We start from the raw sequence: 14,635 nt of genomic DNA, 5'->3' as shown, positions 1-14,635 counted from the left end.
AACGAGGGGGAACGGATCATAGTTGGGCACATGCCCCCCGGATCGGTGATGACCTTCGGCCCGCATGCCTGCACCACCCCGGTGGGATTCGAAGCGGAATGGCTGATCACCGACGGTCTCGGGGGATACGCGACCGGCACGATCGCGGGGCTGCGCACCCGCCGGTACCACGCACTGCTCGTCACCCCGTCCCGTCAGGTCGCCCTGGCCGCCCTGGACCCCGTGCTGCGGCTGCCCGGCGGGGCCGAACACCGCCTCGCCGTGCACGAGTGGGGCTCCGGCGCGCTCGATCCGGCGGGCCACCACCACCTCGAGTCCTTCGAAATCATCGATGGTGTACCCCGCTGGCGCTGGCGATTCGGCGAATACGTCCTCGAGCGTGAGGTCGCGATGCCGCACGGGCGCAATGCCGTCGCCGTCGTGCACCGCCTCGTCGCGGCGCCCCCCGGCGCGCAGGTCCGCCTCACGCTGAGCGCGCTGTGCACCTGGCGCGACGCCGACGGCGAGCGGTTCGCCACCGACGGCGAGCTGGTCGTCGAGGACGTGTGCCGGCTCGACGGGCCCGGGTTCGTGCCGACCGGCGAGTGGTACCTCGACGCCTACCACCGCGAGGAGGCCGCCCGCGGGCTCAACCCGCTCGAGGACCTCTGGGCCGCCGGCACCTTCGCCGCCGACCTGCGCGCCGGCGAGACGCTCACGGTGACCGCCCGCTCCGACGTCGCCGACGAGACCCCGCTGCCCGACGGCCCGGCGATCGTCGAGGCGGCCCGCCGCCGGGCCCGCAAGCTGATCCGCCAGGCCGGGGCCAAGACCGCGGCCGAGCGCCTGCTCACCCTCGCCGCCGACGCCTTCATCGTCGACCGGGACGGCACGCCGGACGTGATCGCCGGCTACCCGTGGTTCGGCAGTTACCTGCGCGACACGATGACCGCCTACGAGGGCCTCTTCCTGCACACCGGACGGGCCGCCGAGGGTGCCCGGCTGCTGCGCGCGCACGCCGGCCTCGCCACCCGCATGCGCGGCGAGGGCCTGGGGGACTGCGACGGGCCGCTCTGGTACGTGCACGCCGTCGACCGGCACATCGCGCACACCGGCGACGACGACCTGGCCGCGGAGCTGCTGGCGGCGGTGGAGGGGGTGATCGTGGCGTACACGAAAGGCACCCGCGACGGCGTGAGCGTCGACCCGCTCGACGGCCTGCTCGCCCTCGACGCCGCGCACGCCGGCCTCACGTGGATGAACACCCGGCTGCCGCGCGGCCCGGTGACCCCGCGCGACGGCAAGCCGGTCGAGCTCAACGCCTTGTGGGCCAACGCCCTCGGCGCCGTCGCGGCGCTGCGCGAGCGGTGTGGCCGCGACGCCTCGGTCGTGCACAGCCGCCGCGACGCGGTCCGGGCCCAGTTCGTCAAGCGCTTCCGGGCCCCCGACGGCTGGCTCTACGACGTGGTCGACGCGGGGCCCGCGCCCTACCCCAAGGGCGGCTCCGGCGTGCACGACGACTCGGTGCTGCGGCCCAACCAGCTGCTCGCGTTCAGCCTTCCGTACGCCCCGGCCGCCGACGAGACCCGCCTGCGCGACGACGTGCTGCGGGCCGTCGGGGAGAGCCTGCTCACGCCGGTGGGACTCCGCACGCTTGCGCCGGGTGAATACGGGTACCTTGGTGCCCACCGGGGCGGCGTTGTCGCCCGGGACACGGCATATCACCAGGGAACGGTGTGGCCGTGGTGGCTGGGGCCGTACGTCGACGCGTTGTGTGCCGCCGGCCGGCCGGTGGACGCGCTACCCGTCGCGATCGAGGGACATTTGGGTGAGTGCGGCCTCGGCTCGGTCAGCGAGATCGCGGAGGGTGACGCGCCGTACCGCCCGACAGGCGCGCCGTTCTCGGCCCGCTCCGTCGCCGCACTGCTGCACGCCCGCACCGTGATCAGGCAAAACTGCAATGTGCAAGCTGCACGCCCGGCACCATCGGGAAAAGTGAAATTGGCCCGCGAAGCCGGTCCGCGGAAGCGACGGAACGCGCTACGGTGACAGTCGGCGACGAGAGGTATCCGCTATGCGCGTATTGATGATCGCCTGGGACTTCCCTTCGAGTGACGGACGAACGGCCTCGCTCGCGGCTGCCCTGGTCGCCGCGGGCCACGACATCACCGTCGTGACGCGGCACGGTTCGCCGGTGGCGTCCGGCGGTGTCCGGGTCGTGCGGGCCGCCCCCTTCGTCTCGGCGGGCGGTGACGTCGACCTCGGCGACACCATGGCGGTCAATCACCTCCTCGCCGACGCGGCGATCCGCACCGCGCCCGCCGAGGGCTACGACGTGATCCACGCGCACGGCTGGCTCGTCACGCACGCCGCGGTCACCCTCAAGGAGCACTTCGGCATCCCGTTCGTGGCCTCGCTGCAGACCACCGAGGCCGGCCGGCACCAGGGCTACCTCTCCGGCGAGCAGAGCCGGTCCGTGCACTCCGTCGAATGGTGGCTGGGCTCCGAGGCGTGCCGGGTGATCGTGCCGACCGAGTACCTGCGCTGGGAGGTCCAGCACCTGTTCGACGTGCCCGCCGAGCGCGTCGACGTGGTGCCGAGCGGGATCGACCCGGACATCTGGACCGCCGAGCCGCGGGCCGTGCTGCAGGCGCGGCTGCGCTTCGCCGGCGAGGGGCCGCTGCTGGTCTACGCGGGCCGGCTGGTCGCGGAGAAGGGCGTGCAGGACCTCCTCGAGGCGATGCCGGCGATCCGCGAGCGGCACCCCGGGACCCGCGCGGTCGTCGCCGGCGACGGGCCCTACCGGCCGTTCCTCATCGAGGAGGCGCGGCGGCTCAAGCTGCACCGGGCCGTCTCCTTCCCCGGCACCCTCGACCAGCCGACGCTCGCCGCGGTGCTGGCCGCCGCCGACGCCTTCGTGATGCCGAGCCGGTACGAGCCGACCGGGACCGTGGCCCTCGAGGCCGCCGCTTCCGGTGCGGCGCTCGTGGTGGCCTCTACCGGTGGGCTCGCCTCCATCGTCGAGCACGGGGTGACCGGCATCCGGTTCCCGGCCGGTGACCCGGACGGGCTGGCCGACGCGGTCGGGGCGCTGCTGCAGGACCCGATGTTCGCGCAGACCCTGGCCACCCGGGCCCGGGCGATGGCGCGGGAGCGGCACTCCTGGCACGCGACCGCCGCGCGGACCGCCGCCGTGTACGGCGCCGCGGTCGACGAGGCGCCGGCCTTCGAGGCGCGCCGCCGGGCCACGGTGCTCGGCAGCGGGCTTCCCGTCGTGTTCGTGCCGCCGGGGAACCTCCTGGCCGATCCGCCCCGGGTGCCGGTGGGGGAGCGGCCGTCCAGCCTGGTGCGGGCCGCGGCCGAGGAGGCCGCCTGGCAGGCGGGGGCCGACGCCGCGCGGGCGGCGCTGGCCGCCGAAGGCGGGTTCTGGTCGGAGCCGGCGGCTCGCGAGGCCGCCGATCGGGACGCCGCGGCTCGTGCCGCGGCCGCGCCGTTCGACGTGGTGATGGCCGCGGTCGAGCGCCGTTAGGCGTTGGTTGCGAGCCATTCCTGGAGTGGCCGGCAGCCGCGCAGGAACTGCTGGACGTGGGTGCGGGCCTTGGCGGTGCCGAGCCAGGGCTTCAGCGGGAACTGGTGCCAGGCGATCAGGCCCTTGTGCCGCAGCAGGTCGGCGCGGGGATGCTCCTTGTCGAACCCGCGCGGGACCGTCTTGAGCTGCTCGTGCGACGTGACCGACCAGCCGTGCGCGTCCAGTTCCTCGATGATGCGGGTGAGTGGGATGCCGGTGGAGTCGTCGGCGACGGCCTGGCGGAAGCGGGCCAGGCGCGGCGCGTCCATCATGTACGCGCCCGCCCCGGCCGCCAGACCTTCGGCCGTGAGCTGGAGATAGCCGCCGCGCTCGAAAGACGCCGCGCACGACGTCTTGTACGGGGACTTGTCGGCGCTGAACCGCACGTCGCGGTACGGGCGGAAGATCTTGGCCGGGCCGAACTCCGGCTCGAGCTCGGCGAGCAGCTCGGTCATCGGGGCGCGGACCTTGTCCTCGTACGTCGCCTTGTGCGCGGTCCAGTACGTCTTCGAGTTGTCCGCCTCGAGTCCGTCGTAGAACTCGAGCGCCTCGACCGGCCAGCCTTGGAACGTCACGCCCTGGAGCTTACGACGTGACGACGACGTGGCTGTTGGTGCGCAGGTACTCGACGATCTCCGGCGGGGCCGATCGCGGTGAGCCGGCGTCGAACGGGGGCTGCGGGTCGTACTCGACGGCCAGCTGGATCGCCTGCGCGACCGGCGGTCCGGCGATCCTCGCGGCCAGGGTGAGTCCCAGGTCGATGCCGGCGGAGACGCCGGCCGCGGTCGCGTACCTGCCGTCGATGACCACCCGGTCGGGCGACGGCTCGGCCCCGAACTCGCGCAGCCGGTCGGCGACGAGCCAGTGCGAGGTCGCTTGCCGCCCGCGCAGGAGCCCGGCGGCGGCGAGGATGAGCGAGCCGGTGCACACCGACGCCATCCACGTCGCGTGTTCGTCGACGCTTCGCAGCCATGCTCGCAGCTCGGCGTCGGCGAGCTGGGCCGCGACGTCGGGGCCGCCGGGGACGACCACCACGTCGGGCGGGGCGGCCGCGGAGAAATCAGTCTTCGGACCGAGCGACAGCAGGCCGGTGTCGGCGGAGACCGCATCCGGACCGGAACCGACAAAGGTGATCGACACGCCCGGCAGGCGGGACAGCACCTCGTAGGGTCCGATGATGTCCAGGGCGGTCATCCGGGGGTACAGGACGAGGCGCTGCCCGCCCGGGCGGCGCAGGAACATCACGAGGTGCCGGGCGATGCCGAGCGCGACGTCGCGCCCGTGGTCCTCTTCGACCAGGGCGAGCGCGAGGTCGATGCCGGCGGTGACCCCGGCGGACGTCCAGATGTTGCCGTCCCGTACGAAGATCGGCTCCGCGTCGACGCAGACGCTCGGGAACCGGCGTGCGAGGGTGGCGCACTTGTCCCAGTGCGTGGTGACCTGACGGCCGTCGAGGAGACCGGCCTCGGCCAGCAGGAACGCGCCGGTGCAGACGGCGGCGAGGCGCTTCGCTTCGGGTCCGTGCTCGCGCAGCCATGCGACGAGCCTCGGATCGGTCGTGCGGGTGCCGTCGCCGCCGGGCACGATGAGCAGGTCGGCGGGCCCGGCCGCAGCCAGCTCGCCGTCGGGGAGGATCTGCAGGCCGCTGGACGTGCGCACGGGTCGCCCGTCGATGCTGGCGATCCAGACTCGGTACTGCTCGCTGCCGGCCGCCGCGTTGGCGCCGGCCAGCACCTCGAGCGGGCCGGTGACGTCGAGGCTCTGCACGCCCTCGAAGATCGCGATCACCACGCGTTGTGCTGCCACGCCGTCGATCCTGGTCGCGTTCTCCGGCGGCAGCAACGACGTCCTCCCCACCTTTCGTGCCACAGCCGGTCCGCGGAAAGAGCGCGACCCGCCGGCCTGGGGCCGGCGGGTCGCGGTCGGAGCTGTGCGGTGGTGGTGGTCAGCCTGCGCGGCGCCGGGCGCGGCGCATGGCGAGCTCGTCGCCGGCCGGGAACGGTTCGCCGGCGTTGCCGGTCGCCGGTGGGGCGGGGAGTTCCTCGCCGGTCGTGGCGGCCTCGGCGGGGAGGTGGGACAGGGTGCCCTCGATCTCCTTGAAGGCGCCGGAGATGGCGATGCCGAAGACGCCCTGGCCGCCCTGGAGGAGGTCGACGACCTCTTCGGGGGAGCGGCACTCGTAGACGGTGGTGCCGTCGGAGATGAGGGTGATGCCGGCCAGGTCGGCGACGCCGCGGGAGCGCAGGGTGTCGATGGCCTTGCGGATGTTCTGCAGGGAGACGCCGGCGTCGAGGAGGCGCTTGACGACCTTGAGCACGACGATGTCGCGGAAGGAGTACAGGCGCTGGCTGCCCGAGCCGCTCGCGTCGCGCACGGAGGGGACGACGAGGCCGGTGCGGGCCCAGTAGTCGAGCTGGCGGTAGCTGATGCCGGCGGCGTGGCAGGCGGTGGGACCGCGGTAGCCGACGTCCTCGGCGTCCGCGACGCTGCGGTGATCCATGGGCGGGGTCACCTGGGCGTGCTCAGTGGCATGACCGGGTATCCCGGGATCGGGCGGCTGTTGCATTGCGACCCACCTCCAGCGTCAACACCCGCAACCCTATAGCGCACCTTGAGGGTCTGCGGGGAGGTAACGCCGCGACACGCCGCGTGTCAGTGTGCGAAACCTTGCGCGCGTCCATCCGCCGCGTCGCGTTCACCGTCGGCGACGGTCGGCCGGCGCTGCGGTGACCCGTCCACGACGCTACCTGCCGGATCCCGGAAGGCAAGCGTCTTCACCGAACTGCGCAGGCGTTTCGGGGGGTGTCACACGGGCGTGTGCCCGATTTGTTACCTCCCGGCGGGCCCGTCGCTCATCCGCGCTCACCCGTCGCCCACCGGAAGCGAGGCCAGGCACCCGCCTGGGGGCCTGGCCTCGATCGAAGTGGAGCTGCACGAACCGCAGGGGACCTGCGAACCGCAGGGACTGCGGCAAGGGCCGTACGAGCGCGGTCAGCCCGCGAAGTCCTCCGGGCGGACCTGCTCCAGGAACTCGCGGAACTTCTCGACCTCGTCCTCCTGCTCGTCGGGAATGACGATGGCGGCCTCGGTCAGCACCTGGTCGGCGCAGCGAATCGGGGCTCCCACCCGCAGGGCCAGGGCGATCGAGTCGCTCGGCCGGGCGGAGACCCGCACGTTGTCGCCGATGACGAGTTCGGCGTAGAAGATGTTGTCGCGCATCTCGACGATCTCGACGGCGTGCAGGGGCGCCTTCAAGGCCGCGAGCATGTCGCGCATCAGGTCGTGGGTCAGGGGTCGGGCCGGCTTGACGCCCTGCTGCTCGTAGGCGATCGCGGTGGCCTCTACCGCACCGATCCAGATCGGCAGGTAGCGGTCGCCGTCGACCTCCTTGAGCAACACGATGGGCTGATTGGTTGGCAGCTCCACGCGAACTCCGACCACATTCAGCTCTCGCACTGCCGCCTCCGTGTCGACTTGCCTCTCCCTGCACGTTACACGGACTCCACCGCAGTCGTGCCACTCGCGATGCCGCTGTGATGTGCCGAGTGGTGAAGATCGCCCGGGATCCGTGGTGCCGGAAACGTCCCGTTCACCCAATTTTTGCCCCGATGGGGGGCTACTTGCCGAGGATTTCGCGCAGGCCGGCCCGTACCAGCGCGGCATGCACCCGCTGCGTCAGCGCCGCGAGCTCGTGCACCGTGTCGGCCGCCCGGGCCCGTCCCGCCGGGCCGTTCTGGCGGGTCAGCGGGGTGACGAGCTGGCTGAACAGGCCGATCTCGCGGTCGGCGGCGGCGCGGTAGGCGCGCAGGTGGCGGGGCTCCACGCCGTATTCGGCGAGGCGCGCGGCGGCGCTGGCCACTTCGAGGGCGTCGGCGTCGAACCCGGCGCCGGGCCGGGACTTGAGCAGGCCGTGGTCCTCGAGGGCCCGCAGGAGCGCCTCGTCCACCCCGGACTTGTTGAGCAGCTCGTCGCGGGTCAGGCGGAGCTCGGTCGGGGCTTCGGACGGTACCGACGAGGAAACCTCGGTGAGCGGCTCACGCATCGTGGCCAGGTGCTCGCGGATCACCCGCAGCGGCAGGTACTGGTCGCGCTGGGCGGTGAGCACGTAGCGGAGCCGGGCCACGTCGGTCCACGTGTACTTGCGGTAGCCGGCCGGCGTGCGGCGCGGCTCGACCAGGCCCTCGGTCTCCAGGAACCGCAGCTTGGAGATGGTGACGTCGGGGAAGTCGCCGCGCAGGTGCGCGAGGACCTCGCCGATGCTCATGAGACGCTCACCCCGGGTGAGGTCGTCACCCGGGGTGGGGTTGTTGTTCCAGGCGGCCGCCGACGCCGTCATCGCCTCAGCTCTCGTCGGGGCGCGGTCCTGCGACGAACACGAGGCGGAACTTGCCGATCTGGACCTCGTCGCCGTTGCTCAGCGTGGCCGCCTCGACCCGTTCGCGGTTGACGTAGGTGCCGTTGAGGCTGCCGACGTCGCGGACGGTGAAGGTGCCGCCCTCGCGGTGGAACTCGGCGTGGCGGCGCGAGACCGTCACGTCGTCGAGGAAGATGTCGCTGTCCGGGTGCCGCCCGCTCGTGGTCACGTCGTGATCGAGCAGGAAGCGCGCGCCCGCGTTCGGGCCGCGGCGCACCGCGAGCAGGGCCGTGCCCGGTGGCAGGGAACCCGACATGCGGGTGGGCACCATGTCGTTGTCCGGCCCCTCGATGGCATCCTCAATGGCGCCAAGGTTGAGCGTGGACGTGACGTCGAGCGGGGGAAACTCGTCGTCTGGGCGCGTCATCGAACCACCTCACGGTCGTATGTCGGGGTCAGCCGGATGCATCGGAAGCCGGTACGCGCATACGGTTGACTGAGCGAGCCTAGTCACGCGCGAAATCGCCGGTCAACCGGACGCGCGGTACGGGCGTACTACAAAAACGAGCAATCAGGCGGCGGTGAGCGCCTCGTAGGCCTTGGCGTCCAGCAGCCCGTCGACGGCGGCCGGGTCGGTGGCCTCGATCTCCACCAGCCAGCCCTCGCCGTACGGATCGGTGTTGATGAGTTCGGGTGAGCCCTCCAGCGCCGGGTTCACGGCCGTGACCCGACCGGCGACGGGGGCGTAGATCTCCGAGACGCTCTTGGTCGACTCGACCTCGCCGAGCGAGCCGCCGCTGTCGAACGCGGCGCCGGCCTCGGGCAGCTGGACGAAGACGATGTCGCCCAGCGAGTCCTGCGCGTAGTGGGTGATGCCGACCCGGAAGGTGCCCTCGCCGGCGGGCGCGAGCCATTCGTGTTCGGCGGTGTACCGCAGATCCTCGGGAATCACGTCAAGTCCTTCGTCGGTCGGTCGGTGGCACTGTTCAGGCGGGCTTGGCGTACTTGAGCGCACCGGCATTGTGCAACGCGCTCACGCGCACAGGATCCATTTCGCGCACAGAGACCGTACCGCCGTGCTGGCGGACGCTGTCCACGACCCCTCCCGGGATGTTCAGCGCCGTCCGCATGGTGTCCGGGCCCCCGATGACGGTGATCGTATACGGCGCGGCGATCGTCGTCCCGTCGACCACGAGCCGGCCCCCCGCCGGGGCGTCCACGAAGTACGTCGACGCGACGATGCGCACCGCGGGTCCGCCGGCCCCGCCGATCTGCATCGCCTCGGCCCCGGCCCCGCGCAGCTCCTCGATCGCGTCGAGCACGGTTTCGGATTTTATTGCCTCGGACCCCGCCGTGAGGTCGATCTGCAGACCGGGACCCTCGGCGGCGATCGTCCCGGCGAGAATGCCCAGCTCGTCGGCGCGTTTGCGGGCCTCGGCCAGGGCCGCGTCGCGCCCCTGCGCGCCCGAGTCGAGCTGCCGCTGGGTGTCCTCGAGGTCGCCGATCTCGCCGCGCAGCCGGTCCTGCTGGGCGTCGAGGTCGGAGAGGATGCGCACCAGGTCCTCGGGCCGCGCCGAGGACAGCTCGCCGTCGGTACCGTTGGCCTTGAACTGCACCGCGACGGCGAACCCGAGCAGGGCCAGCAGCACGGCGATGACGAGGTTCGCGGACCTGCCCACGGCTCAGGCCCGGAACAGGTGCCGGCGGATGGCCGCCACGTTGCCGAAGATCCGCACGCCGAGCACGACCACCACCCCGGTGGAGAGCTGCCCGCCGACCCCGAGCTTGTCGCCGAGGTACACGATCAGCGCCGCGACCAGCACGTTCGACACGAACGAGACGACGAACTGCTTGTCGTCGAAGATCCCGTCGAGCCGGGCCCGGACCCCGCCGAACACGGCGTCGAGCGCGGCCACGACGGCGATCGGCAGGTACGGCTGCAGCCCGAGCGGCACGGAGGGCTCGAGGAAGACACCGGCCGCAACCCCGATGGCCAGGGCGATCACGGCGATCATCGGGTGGGACCTCCAGAGGGGCTCGACGACGGGACAGGTACTGGACTGGCGTACTTCAACGGCGGCTCGGCGGCCCCGGCCAGGGTCAGGTTCGCGCGCTTCTTGACGCTGAACTGCATGCGATATTCCTCGACGTAGCGCTTGAACCGCTTCGCCGTCGCCGAGTCCCCGAACGTGCCGGCGAGGTCCGGCGGCCCGATCGCGGTCACCTCATAGGGGCTGGTGACCGGCCGGAAGTCGACGAGGATCACCCCGCCCGCGGCCCGGATCGTGCCGGTGGCGGTGAGCCGCTGCCCGTTGACCGCGACGGCCTCGGCGCCCGCCTCCCACAGCCCGTTGGCGATGTCCTGCAGGTCCCGGTCGAGAACCAGACCCAGATTCTCCGCCTGGGTACGCCCGGTGACCGGGTCCACCTGCGCCGGCGCGTCGACGATGCGGACCGCGACCCCGTCCCCGGTCACCTTCCCGGTGCCCGTGCCGGCGGCGAGGTCGCGCAGCCGGGCCGCGCTGTCACTGTCGGCGAGCGCGTCGTCGCGGGCCTGATCCACCTGGGCCCGCAGCTCGGCGGCGCGCCGCTGCAGGTCGTCGGCGGCCTGCTGGCGGGCCCGCACGTCGGCGACGAGGTCGTCGCGGGCCTTCGTTGTGCCGGGCGCGGCCTGCACCACCTGGTGGTACGCGACGGCCAGGAGGAATCCGATGGCGAGCATCGCGGCGGCCGTGAGCCACCGGCCCGACCTCGGCGGGGGAGCGTCACCGCGGCGGGCGGCGGCGGCCGCGTAGCCGGGGTCGAGCGGGTTGCGGAACAGCTCGCCGAGCAGGTCGTCGCGGCGCGGCGAGGTCACGACGGGCGGACGGCCGCCGCCCGCCCCGCGCGGACGTGCACCGTGGCCTGGATGACGTAGAACACCGCGGCGACCCAGTACAGCACGATGCCCCACCACAGCAGCGCCCAGCCGCTCGGCGCCGACCAGGAGCGGGTCGACTCGGCGAAGTGCGCCAGCAGCATCATCGGGAAGCCCATGAGCAGCACGGCGGTCGCGGTCTTGCCGACGTAGTGCACCGGCGGCGGCCCGTGCCCGAGCACCCGCAGCACGACCAGGACCAGCACCATCACGGCCTCGCGGGCGATCAGCGCGATGGTGAACCACCAGGGCACGACGTCCTTGAAGGTCAGCGCGAACAGGGTGGCCAGGATGTACAGCCGGTCGGCGAGCGGGTCCAGCAGCTCACCGAGCCGGCTGACCTGCTTGAGCCGCCGCGCCGCGAACCCGTCGACCCAGTCGCTGAGCCCGCCGATGACGAGCACGGCGACCGCCCAGCCGGTGGCGTCGGTGGCCAGAAAGAGGTACAGGAACAACGGCACGCCGAGCAGGCGCATGAAGCTGATGAGGTTCGGGACGGTGAGCACCGGCCCGAGACCGGCCCGGTCTGCCACGCCGGGAATGCTAACAGCCCTCCCGGGTGACCTGGTGGAGGCGCTCAGCCCGGGCCGGGTAGCGTCCCGCGGCATGAGGCGGACGATTGCCGTGTTTCTGGCATTGGTACTGGCGGGTTGCTCGCATTCGGCCGCTCCTCCCACCGCCACTGTTCCTTCGGCTCTACCCGTCGCGGAGGGTGGGTTGGGCGCGGCCCCGCAGTCGCCCTCGCCCTCTTCGTCGAAGGCCGCTCCGTGCACGATCTTCCCCGCCGACAACGTGTGGCACGCCGATGTCTCCAAGCTGCCGGTCAGCCGCGACTCCGCCGCCTGGGTCGCCAGCATCGGCGCGACGACGAAGACGCACCCGGACTTCGGCAACGGCTACGGCATCCCGGTGACGACGATCCCGGCCGGCCAGGCCAAGGTGAAGGTCACGTTCACCTACGCCGACGAGAGCGACCCCGGCCCCTACCCGGTCCCGAAGAACGCCAAGGTCGAGGGCGGCGCGAACGCGGACGGCGACCGGCACGTGATCCTGCACGACCCGGCCGGCTGCAAGGCGTACGAGCTCTACGACGCCCACCCGAACGCCGACGGCACCTGGAAGGCGGGCTCCGGCGCCGTGTACGACCTGCGCGGCAACGCCCTGCGCAAGGCCGGCTGGACCTCGGCCGACGCGGCCGGCCTGCCGATCCTGCCGGGCCTGCCCCGCGCGGAGGAGGCCGCGGCCGGGAAGGTCGACCACGCGATCCGCTTCACCGCCCCGAAGACCCGCAAGTCCTACATCTGGCCCGCCCGCCACGCCGCCAGCGACTCGGCGGACGCGGCCCTGCCGCCGATGGGCGCCCGCTTCCGGCTCAAGGCCTCGGTCGACATCGCGAAGTTCCCGCCGCAGGCCCGGGCGGTCGCGCAGGCCCTGAAGACCTACGGCGCGATCCTGGCCGACAACGGCTCGCCCTGGTACTTCTCCGGCACCGACGACCCGAAGTGGAGCAACACCCAGCTCGACGCCCTCAAGACGTTGAAGGGCAGCGACTTCGAGGCGGTGGACTCCTCGCTGCTCATGGTCGAACCGAACTCGGCCCGCTGCCGCCCCTGACCCGATAGGTTCGGCGGATGCCTCCCAGATCGAAGTCGGTCACCGCGATCACGTACGCGGACGTCCGCCGGATGGTCGCCGACGAGCCCCCGGCGCTGCTGGCCGCGGCGGACGGACTGATCACCGCGAGCCTCGCGCTGTCGCCGGTGGTGCTGGGGCAGCTGGCGGTACCACTGCTGAGCCTGTTCGATCTGAAGAGCGACGTGGTGCGGCTGGCCGGCGACCTGGCCCGGCGTTTCGCGCGGCGCGGCGAGGGCTTCCTCGACCGGTCCGAGTCGCTCGCGGCCGCGCACCTGCTCATCACCCACACGGCGTTCTGGGCGGCGGCCGACGAGGAGCTCGGCGAGCTGCTGCGCGCGGCCGAGGTCGGCGACGCGCTCGTCACCCGGGGCGCGGGCGGCCGGCCCCTGACCGGCGAGGAGACGTACGCCGGGCTGCCCCCGGTCTCGCTGCCACACCCGGCCGCGCGGTTCGCCGACGAGGACGAGCAGCGGCGGGCGATGTACACCGGGATGCGTTCCCGCCTCGCCGCCCGGGTGCGGGAGAGCGCCGCCTGGCCGGCGTGGACCGAGTGGCAGCGCGAGCAGTTCCTGGCCGGCTGCGGCGCACTGCCCGACCTGGCGATGCGGCACTACTACGCGCAGTACCTCGACCTCATGCTCGCCAGCCACGACTTCTTCACCTGGGCCGCCGCGTACGAGCACGCCAAGACCCAGGCGCTCGTGGTCGAGGAGACCGCCGCCATCGACTCGCGGCTCGGCCGGGTCCTCGCCGCCGTCGAGGGCGTCGACGTCGGCCTGCACCGCCTGGCCGCCGCGCTCGCACCCGCCGGGGCGGTCCCGGAGGCCGTCGCCGACGTCGTCGCCGCGCTCGCCCTCGCCCACGAGCGGCAGGCGGCCGAACCGGTCATCGTCGACGCGTTCGTGCCCCGGCCCGGCGAGGCGGCCCTGCGCTACCCGGCCCGCATCGACGCGTTCGTCCCGCAGGCCTACCGCGAGCTGTGCTACCCCGCCGGGCGGATCAGCCTGGAGGACGAGCGGCTGTGGGCGGCCCTCCCGCACCGCGACGACGTGGCCGCGGCGGTGGTGCGGGCGCTCGACTCGCCCTTCAGCATCACCGCCCCGCTGCTCGTGCTCGGCCACCCCGGCTCCGGCAAGTCGCTGCTCACCGAGGTGCTCGCGGCCCGGCTCCCGGCCGGCGGGTACCACGTCGTGCGGCTCAAGCTGCGCGACGTCACCCCCGGCACGCCCGTGCAGACGCAGATCGAGGAGCAGATCCGGCTCGACTCCGGCCGGGCCGTCAACTGGGCCGAACTGGGCCGGGCCCTCGCCGGGCAGCCGATGCTCGTCATCCTCGACGGCTACGACGAGCTGCTGCAGTCCAACGGCCAGGTCTTCGCCGACTACCTGCAGCAGGTGCACGCCTTCCAGCGCCGCGAGCTGGCCCTCGACCGCCCGGTGCGGGTCCTCGTCACCAGCCGCGTCACGCTCATCGACAAGGCCGCCGTCCCGGCCGGCACCACCGTGCTGCAGCTGGCCGAGTTCGACCCCGACCGGCAGCGCACCTGGGCCCGGGACTGGAACGCCCTCAACGCCGGCTACTACGAGCGCACCGGCGTGCGCCCGTTCACCCCGCCGGCCGACCCGGGCGTGCGCGACCTGGCCGGGCAGCCGCTGCTCCTGCTGCTGCTGGCCATCTACGACTCGCAGGCCAACCAGCTCGGCGATGCGGCGCTCGATCGCACGTCGCTGTACCACAGCCTGCTGTCCCGGTTCATCGAACGCGAACTGACGAAGGGCGACGCGGCCGCCGCGGCCTGGTCCGCCGCCGCCGCCGCCGAGCGCCGGGCCGCGCTCGACCGGGAGCTGGACCGCCTCGGCCTGGCCGCGCTGGGCATGTTCAACCGCCGCGCCGTGCACATCAGCCGGGCCGACCTGGGCGCCGACCTCGCGTACCACGGCTCCCTGCACCGGGCCGAGGGCGCCACGCTGAGCCCGGCCGACACGCTGCTGGGCAGCTTCTTCTTCATCCACGAGTCCCGCAGCCGCTCCGGCGACCCCGACGACTCCTCGCGCGGCGCGGCGGCCTCGTTCGAGTTCCTGCACAACACCTTCGGCGAGTTCCTCACCGCCGACCTGATCCTGCGCCGGATCGTCCTGCTCGCCTCCCAGATCCACGTGTACGGCACGAGCCCGCTGCTGGC

14 protein-coding genes and 1 pseudogene are annotated in these 14,635 nt (G+C 72.8%); 4 read left to right on the top strand and 11 right to left on the bottom strand.

All coding sequences use genetic code 11. The features are described 5' to 3' along the window. The first annotated feature begins 30 nt into the window (after window positions 1-30). Window positions 31-2,028, top strand: a complete 1,998-nt coding sequence (locus ACQP00_RS36490) for an amylo-alpha-1,6-glucosidase (protein ID WP_433204733.1) — start codon at window positions 31-33, stop codon at window positions 2,026-2,028. A 25-nt stretch (window positions 2,029-2,053) separates the two neighbouring features. Continuing rightward, entirely contained in the window at window positions 2,054-3,508 is a 1,455-nt protein-coding gene (locus ACQP00_RS36485; protein ID WP_433204730.1) for a glycosyltransferase family 4 protein, read from the top strand. Here the strand turns inward: ACQP00_RS36485 and ACQP00_RS36480 are convergent. From ACQP00_RS36480 to ACQP00_RS36430, 11 genes are all read right to left on the bottom strand, one after another. Further along, window positions 3,505-4,122, bottom strand: a complete 618-nt coding sequence (locus tag ACQP00_RS36480) for a DUF2461 domain-containing protein (protein ID WP_433204727.1) — start codon at window positions 4,120-4,122, stop codon at window positions 3,505-3,507. The two genes, ACQP00_RS36485 and ACQP00_RS36480, sit on opposite strands and share 4 nt — an antisense overlap. A gap of 10 nt (window positions 4,123-4,132) precedes the next feature. Next, entirely contained in the window at window positions 4,133-5,353 is a 1,221-nt protein-coding gene (locus ACQP00_RS36475; protein ID WP_433204724.1) for a DJ-1/PfpI family protein, read from the bottom strand. Between the two features lie 139 nt (window positions 5,354-5,492). Then, on the bottom strand, window positions 5,493-6,113 hold the full coding sequence (locus ACQP00_RS36470; RefSeq protein ID WP_433204721.1) for a MerR family transcriptional regulator: 621 nt from the start codon (window positions 6,111-6,113) through the stop codon (window positions 5,493-5,495). Between the two features lie 425 nt (window positions 6,114-6,538). Further along, window positions 6,539-7,003, bottom strand: coding sequence for a bifunctional nuclease family protein (locus tag ACQP00_RS36465; RefSeq protein WP_223093836.1), 465 nt, complete (start codon window positions 7,001-7,003; stop codon window positions 6,539-6,541). 160 nt (window positions 7,004-7,163) lie between these two features. Then, on the bottom strand, window positions 7,164-7,811 hold the full coding sequence (gene ftsR, locus ACQP00_RS36460; protein WP_433224116.1) for a transcriptional regulator FtsR: 648 nt from the start codon (window positions 7,809-7,811) through the stop codon (window positions 7,164-7,166). A gap of 76 nt (window positions 7,812-7,887) precedes the next feature. Further along, window positions 7,888-8,328 (bottom strand): oxoglutarate dehydrogenase inhibitor Odhl, encoded by a 441-nt coding sequence (gene odhI / locus ACQP00_RS36455; RefSeq protein ID WP_350613525.1) that lies wholly within the window; start codon window positions 8,326-8,328, stop codon window positions 7,888-7,890. 144 nt (window positions 8,329-8,472) lie between these two features. Next, complete coding sequence (gene gcvH / locus ACQP00_RS36450) at window positions 8,473-8,853, bottom strand: glycine cleavage system protein GcvH (protein WP_433204718.1); 381 nt, start codon at window positions 8,851-8,853, stop codon at window positions 8,473-8,475. Window positions 8,854-8,887: 34 nt separating this feature from the next. Next, window positions 8,888-9,580, bottom strand: a complete 693-nt coding sequence (locus ACQP00_RS36445; RefSeq protein ID WP_433204716.1) for a DUF881 domain-containing protein — start codon at window positions 9,578-9,580, stop codon at window positions 8,888-8,890. 3 nt (window positions 9,581-9,583) lie between these two features. Continuing rightward, the gene (locus ACQP00_RS36440) at window positions 9,584-9,916 is read right to left on the bottom strand and encodes a small basic family protein (protein ID WP_433204713.1); all 333 of its coding nucleotides are present in this window, start codon (window positions 9,914-9,916) and stop codon (window positions 9,584-9,586) included. Beyond that, a complete protein-coding gene (locus ACQP00_RS36435; protein WP_433204710.1) occupies window positions 9,913-10,758 on the bottom strand; it encodes a DUF881 domain-containing protein in 846 nt (281 codons plus the stop codon). Before ACQP00_RS36435 ends, ACQP00_RS36440 begins: the two co-directional genes overlap by 4 nt. Next, window positions 10,755-11,294 (bottom strand): CDP-alcohol phosphatidyltransferase family protein, encoded by a 540-nt coding sequence (locus tag ACQP00_RS36430; RefSeq protein ID WP_433224114.1) that lies wholly within the window; start codon window positions 11,292-11,294, stop codon window positions 10,755-10,757. The genes ACQP00_RS36435 and ACQP00_RS36430 overlap by 4 nt, the downstream gene beginning before the upstream one ends. 130 nt (window positions 11,295-11,424) lie before the next feature. On the opposite strand from ACQP00_RS36430, the gene ACQP00_RS36425 reads away from it, so the two are divergent. Then, window positions 11,425-12,432: a hypothetical protein gene (locus tag ACQP00_RS36425; RefSeq protein WP_433204707.1), complete on the top strand. Its 1,008-nt coding sequence runs from the start codon at window positions 11,425-11,427 to the stop codon at window positions 12,430-12,432. Between the two features lie 17 nt (window positions 12,433-12,449). Next, window positions 12,450-13,070: pseudogene (locus tag ACQP00_RS36420) on the top strand (hypothetical protein); the annotation flags it as partial. Window positions 13,071-14,635: the final 1,565 nt, after the last annotated feature.

This window comes from Dactylosporangium sp. CS-047395, from assembly GCF_050942185.1.
GTDB lineage: Bacteria > Actinomycetota > Actinomycetes > Mycobacteriales > Micromonosporaceae > Dactylosporangium.
The sequence above is the reverse complement of the archived record's forward strand: the minus strand, read 5'-3'. Positions and strand labels throughout refer to the sequence as shown.

Bases quoted from the DNA above. Each gene is read 5' to 3' on its own strand.
- ACQP00_RS36490 (WP_433204733.1), top strand. From the start codon at position 31: ATGCCCCCCGGATCGGTGATGACCTTCGGCCCGCATGCCTGCACCACC.
- ACQP00_RS36485 (WP_433204730.1), top strand. From the start codon at position 2,054: ATGCGCGTATTGATGATCGCCTGGGACTTCCCTTCGAGTGACGGACGA.
- ACQP00_RS36470 (WP_433204721.1), bottom strand. From the start codon at position 6,113: ATGCAACAGCCGCCCGATCCCGGGATACCCGGTCATGCCACTGAGCAC.
- ftsR (WP_433224116.1), bottom strand. From the start codon at position 7,811: ATGAGCATCGGCGAGGTCCTCGCGCACCTGCGCGGCGACTTCCCCGAC.
- odhI (WP_350613525.1), bottom strand. From the start codon at position 8,328: ATGACGCGCCCAGACGACGAGTTTCCCCCGCTCGACGTCACGTCCACG.
- ACQP00_RS36440 (WP_433204713.1), bottom strand. From the start codon at position 9,916: ATGATCGCCGTGATCGCCCTGGCCATCGGGGTTGCGGCCGGTGTCTTC.
- ACQP00_RS36430 (WP_433224114.1), bottom strand. From the start codon at position 11,294: ATGCGCCTGCTCGGCGTGCCGTTGTTCCTGTACCTCTTTCTGGCCACC.
- ACQP00_RS36425 (WP_433204707.1), top strand. From the start codon at position 11,425: ATGAGGCGGACGATTGCCGTGTTTCTGGCATTGGTACTGGCGGGTTGC.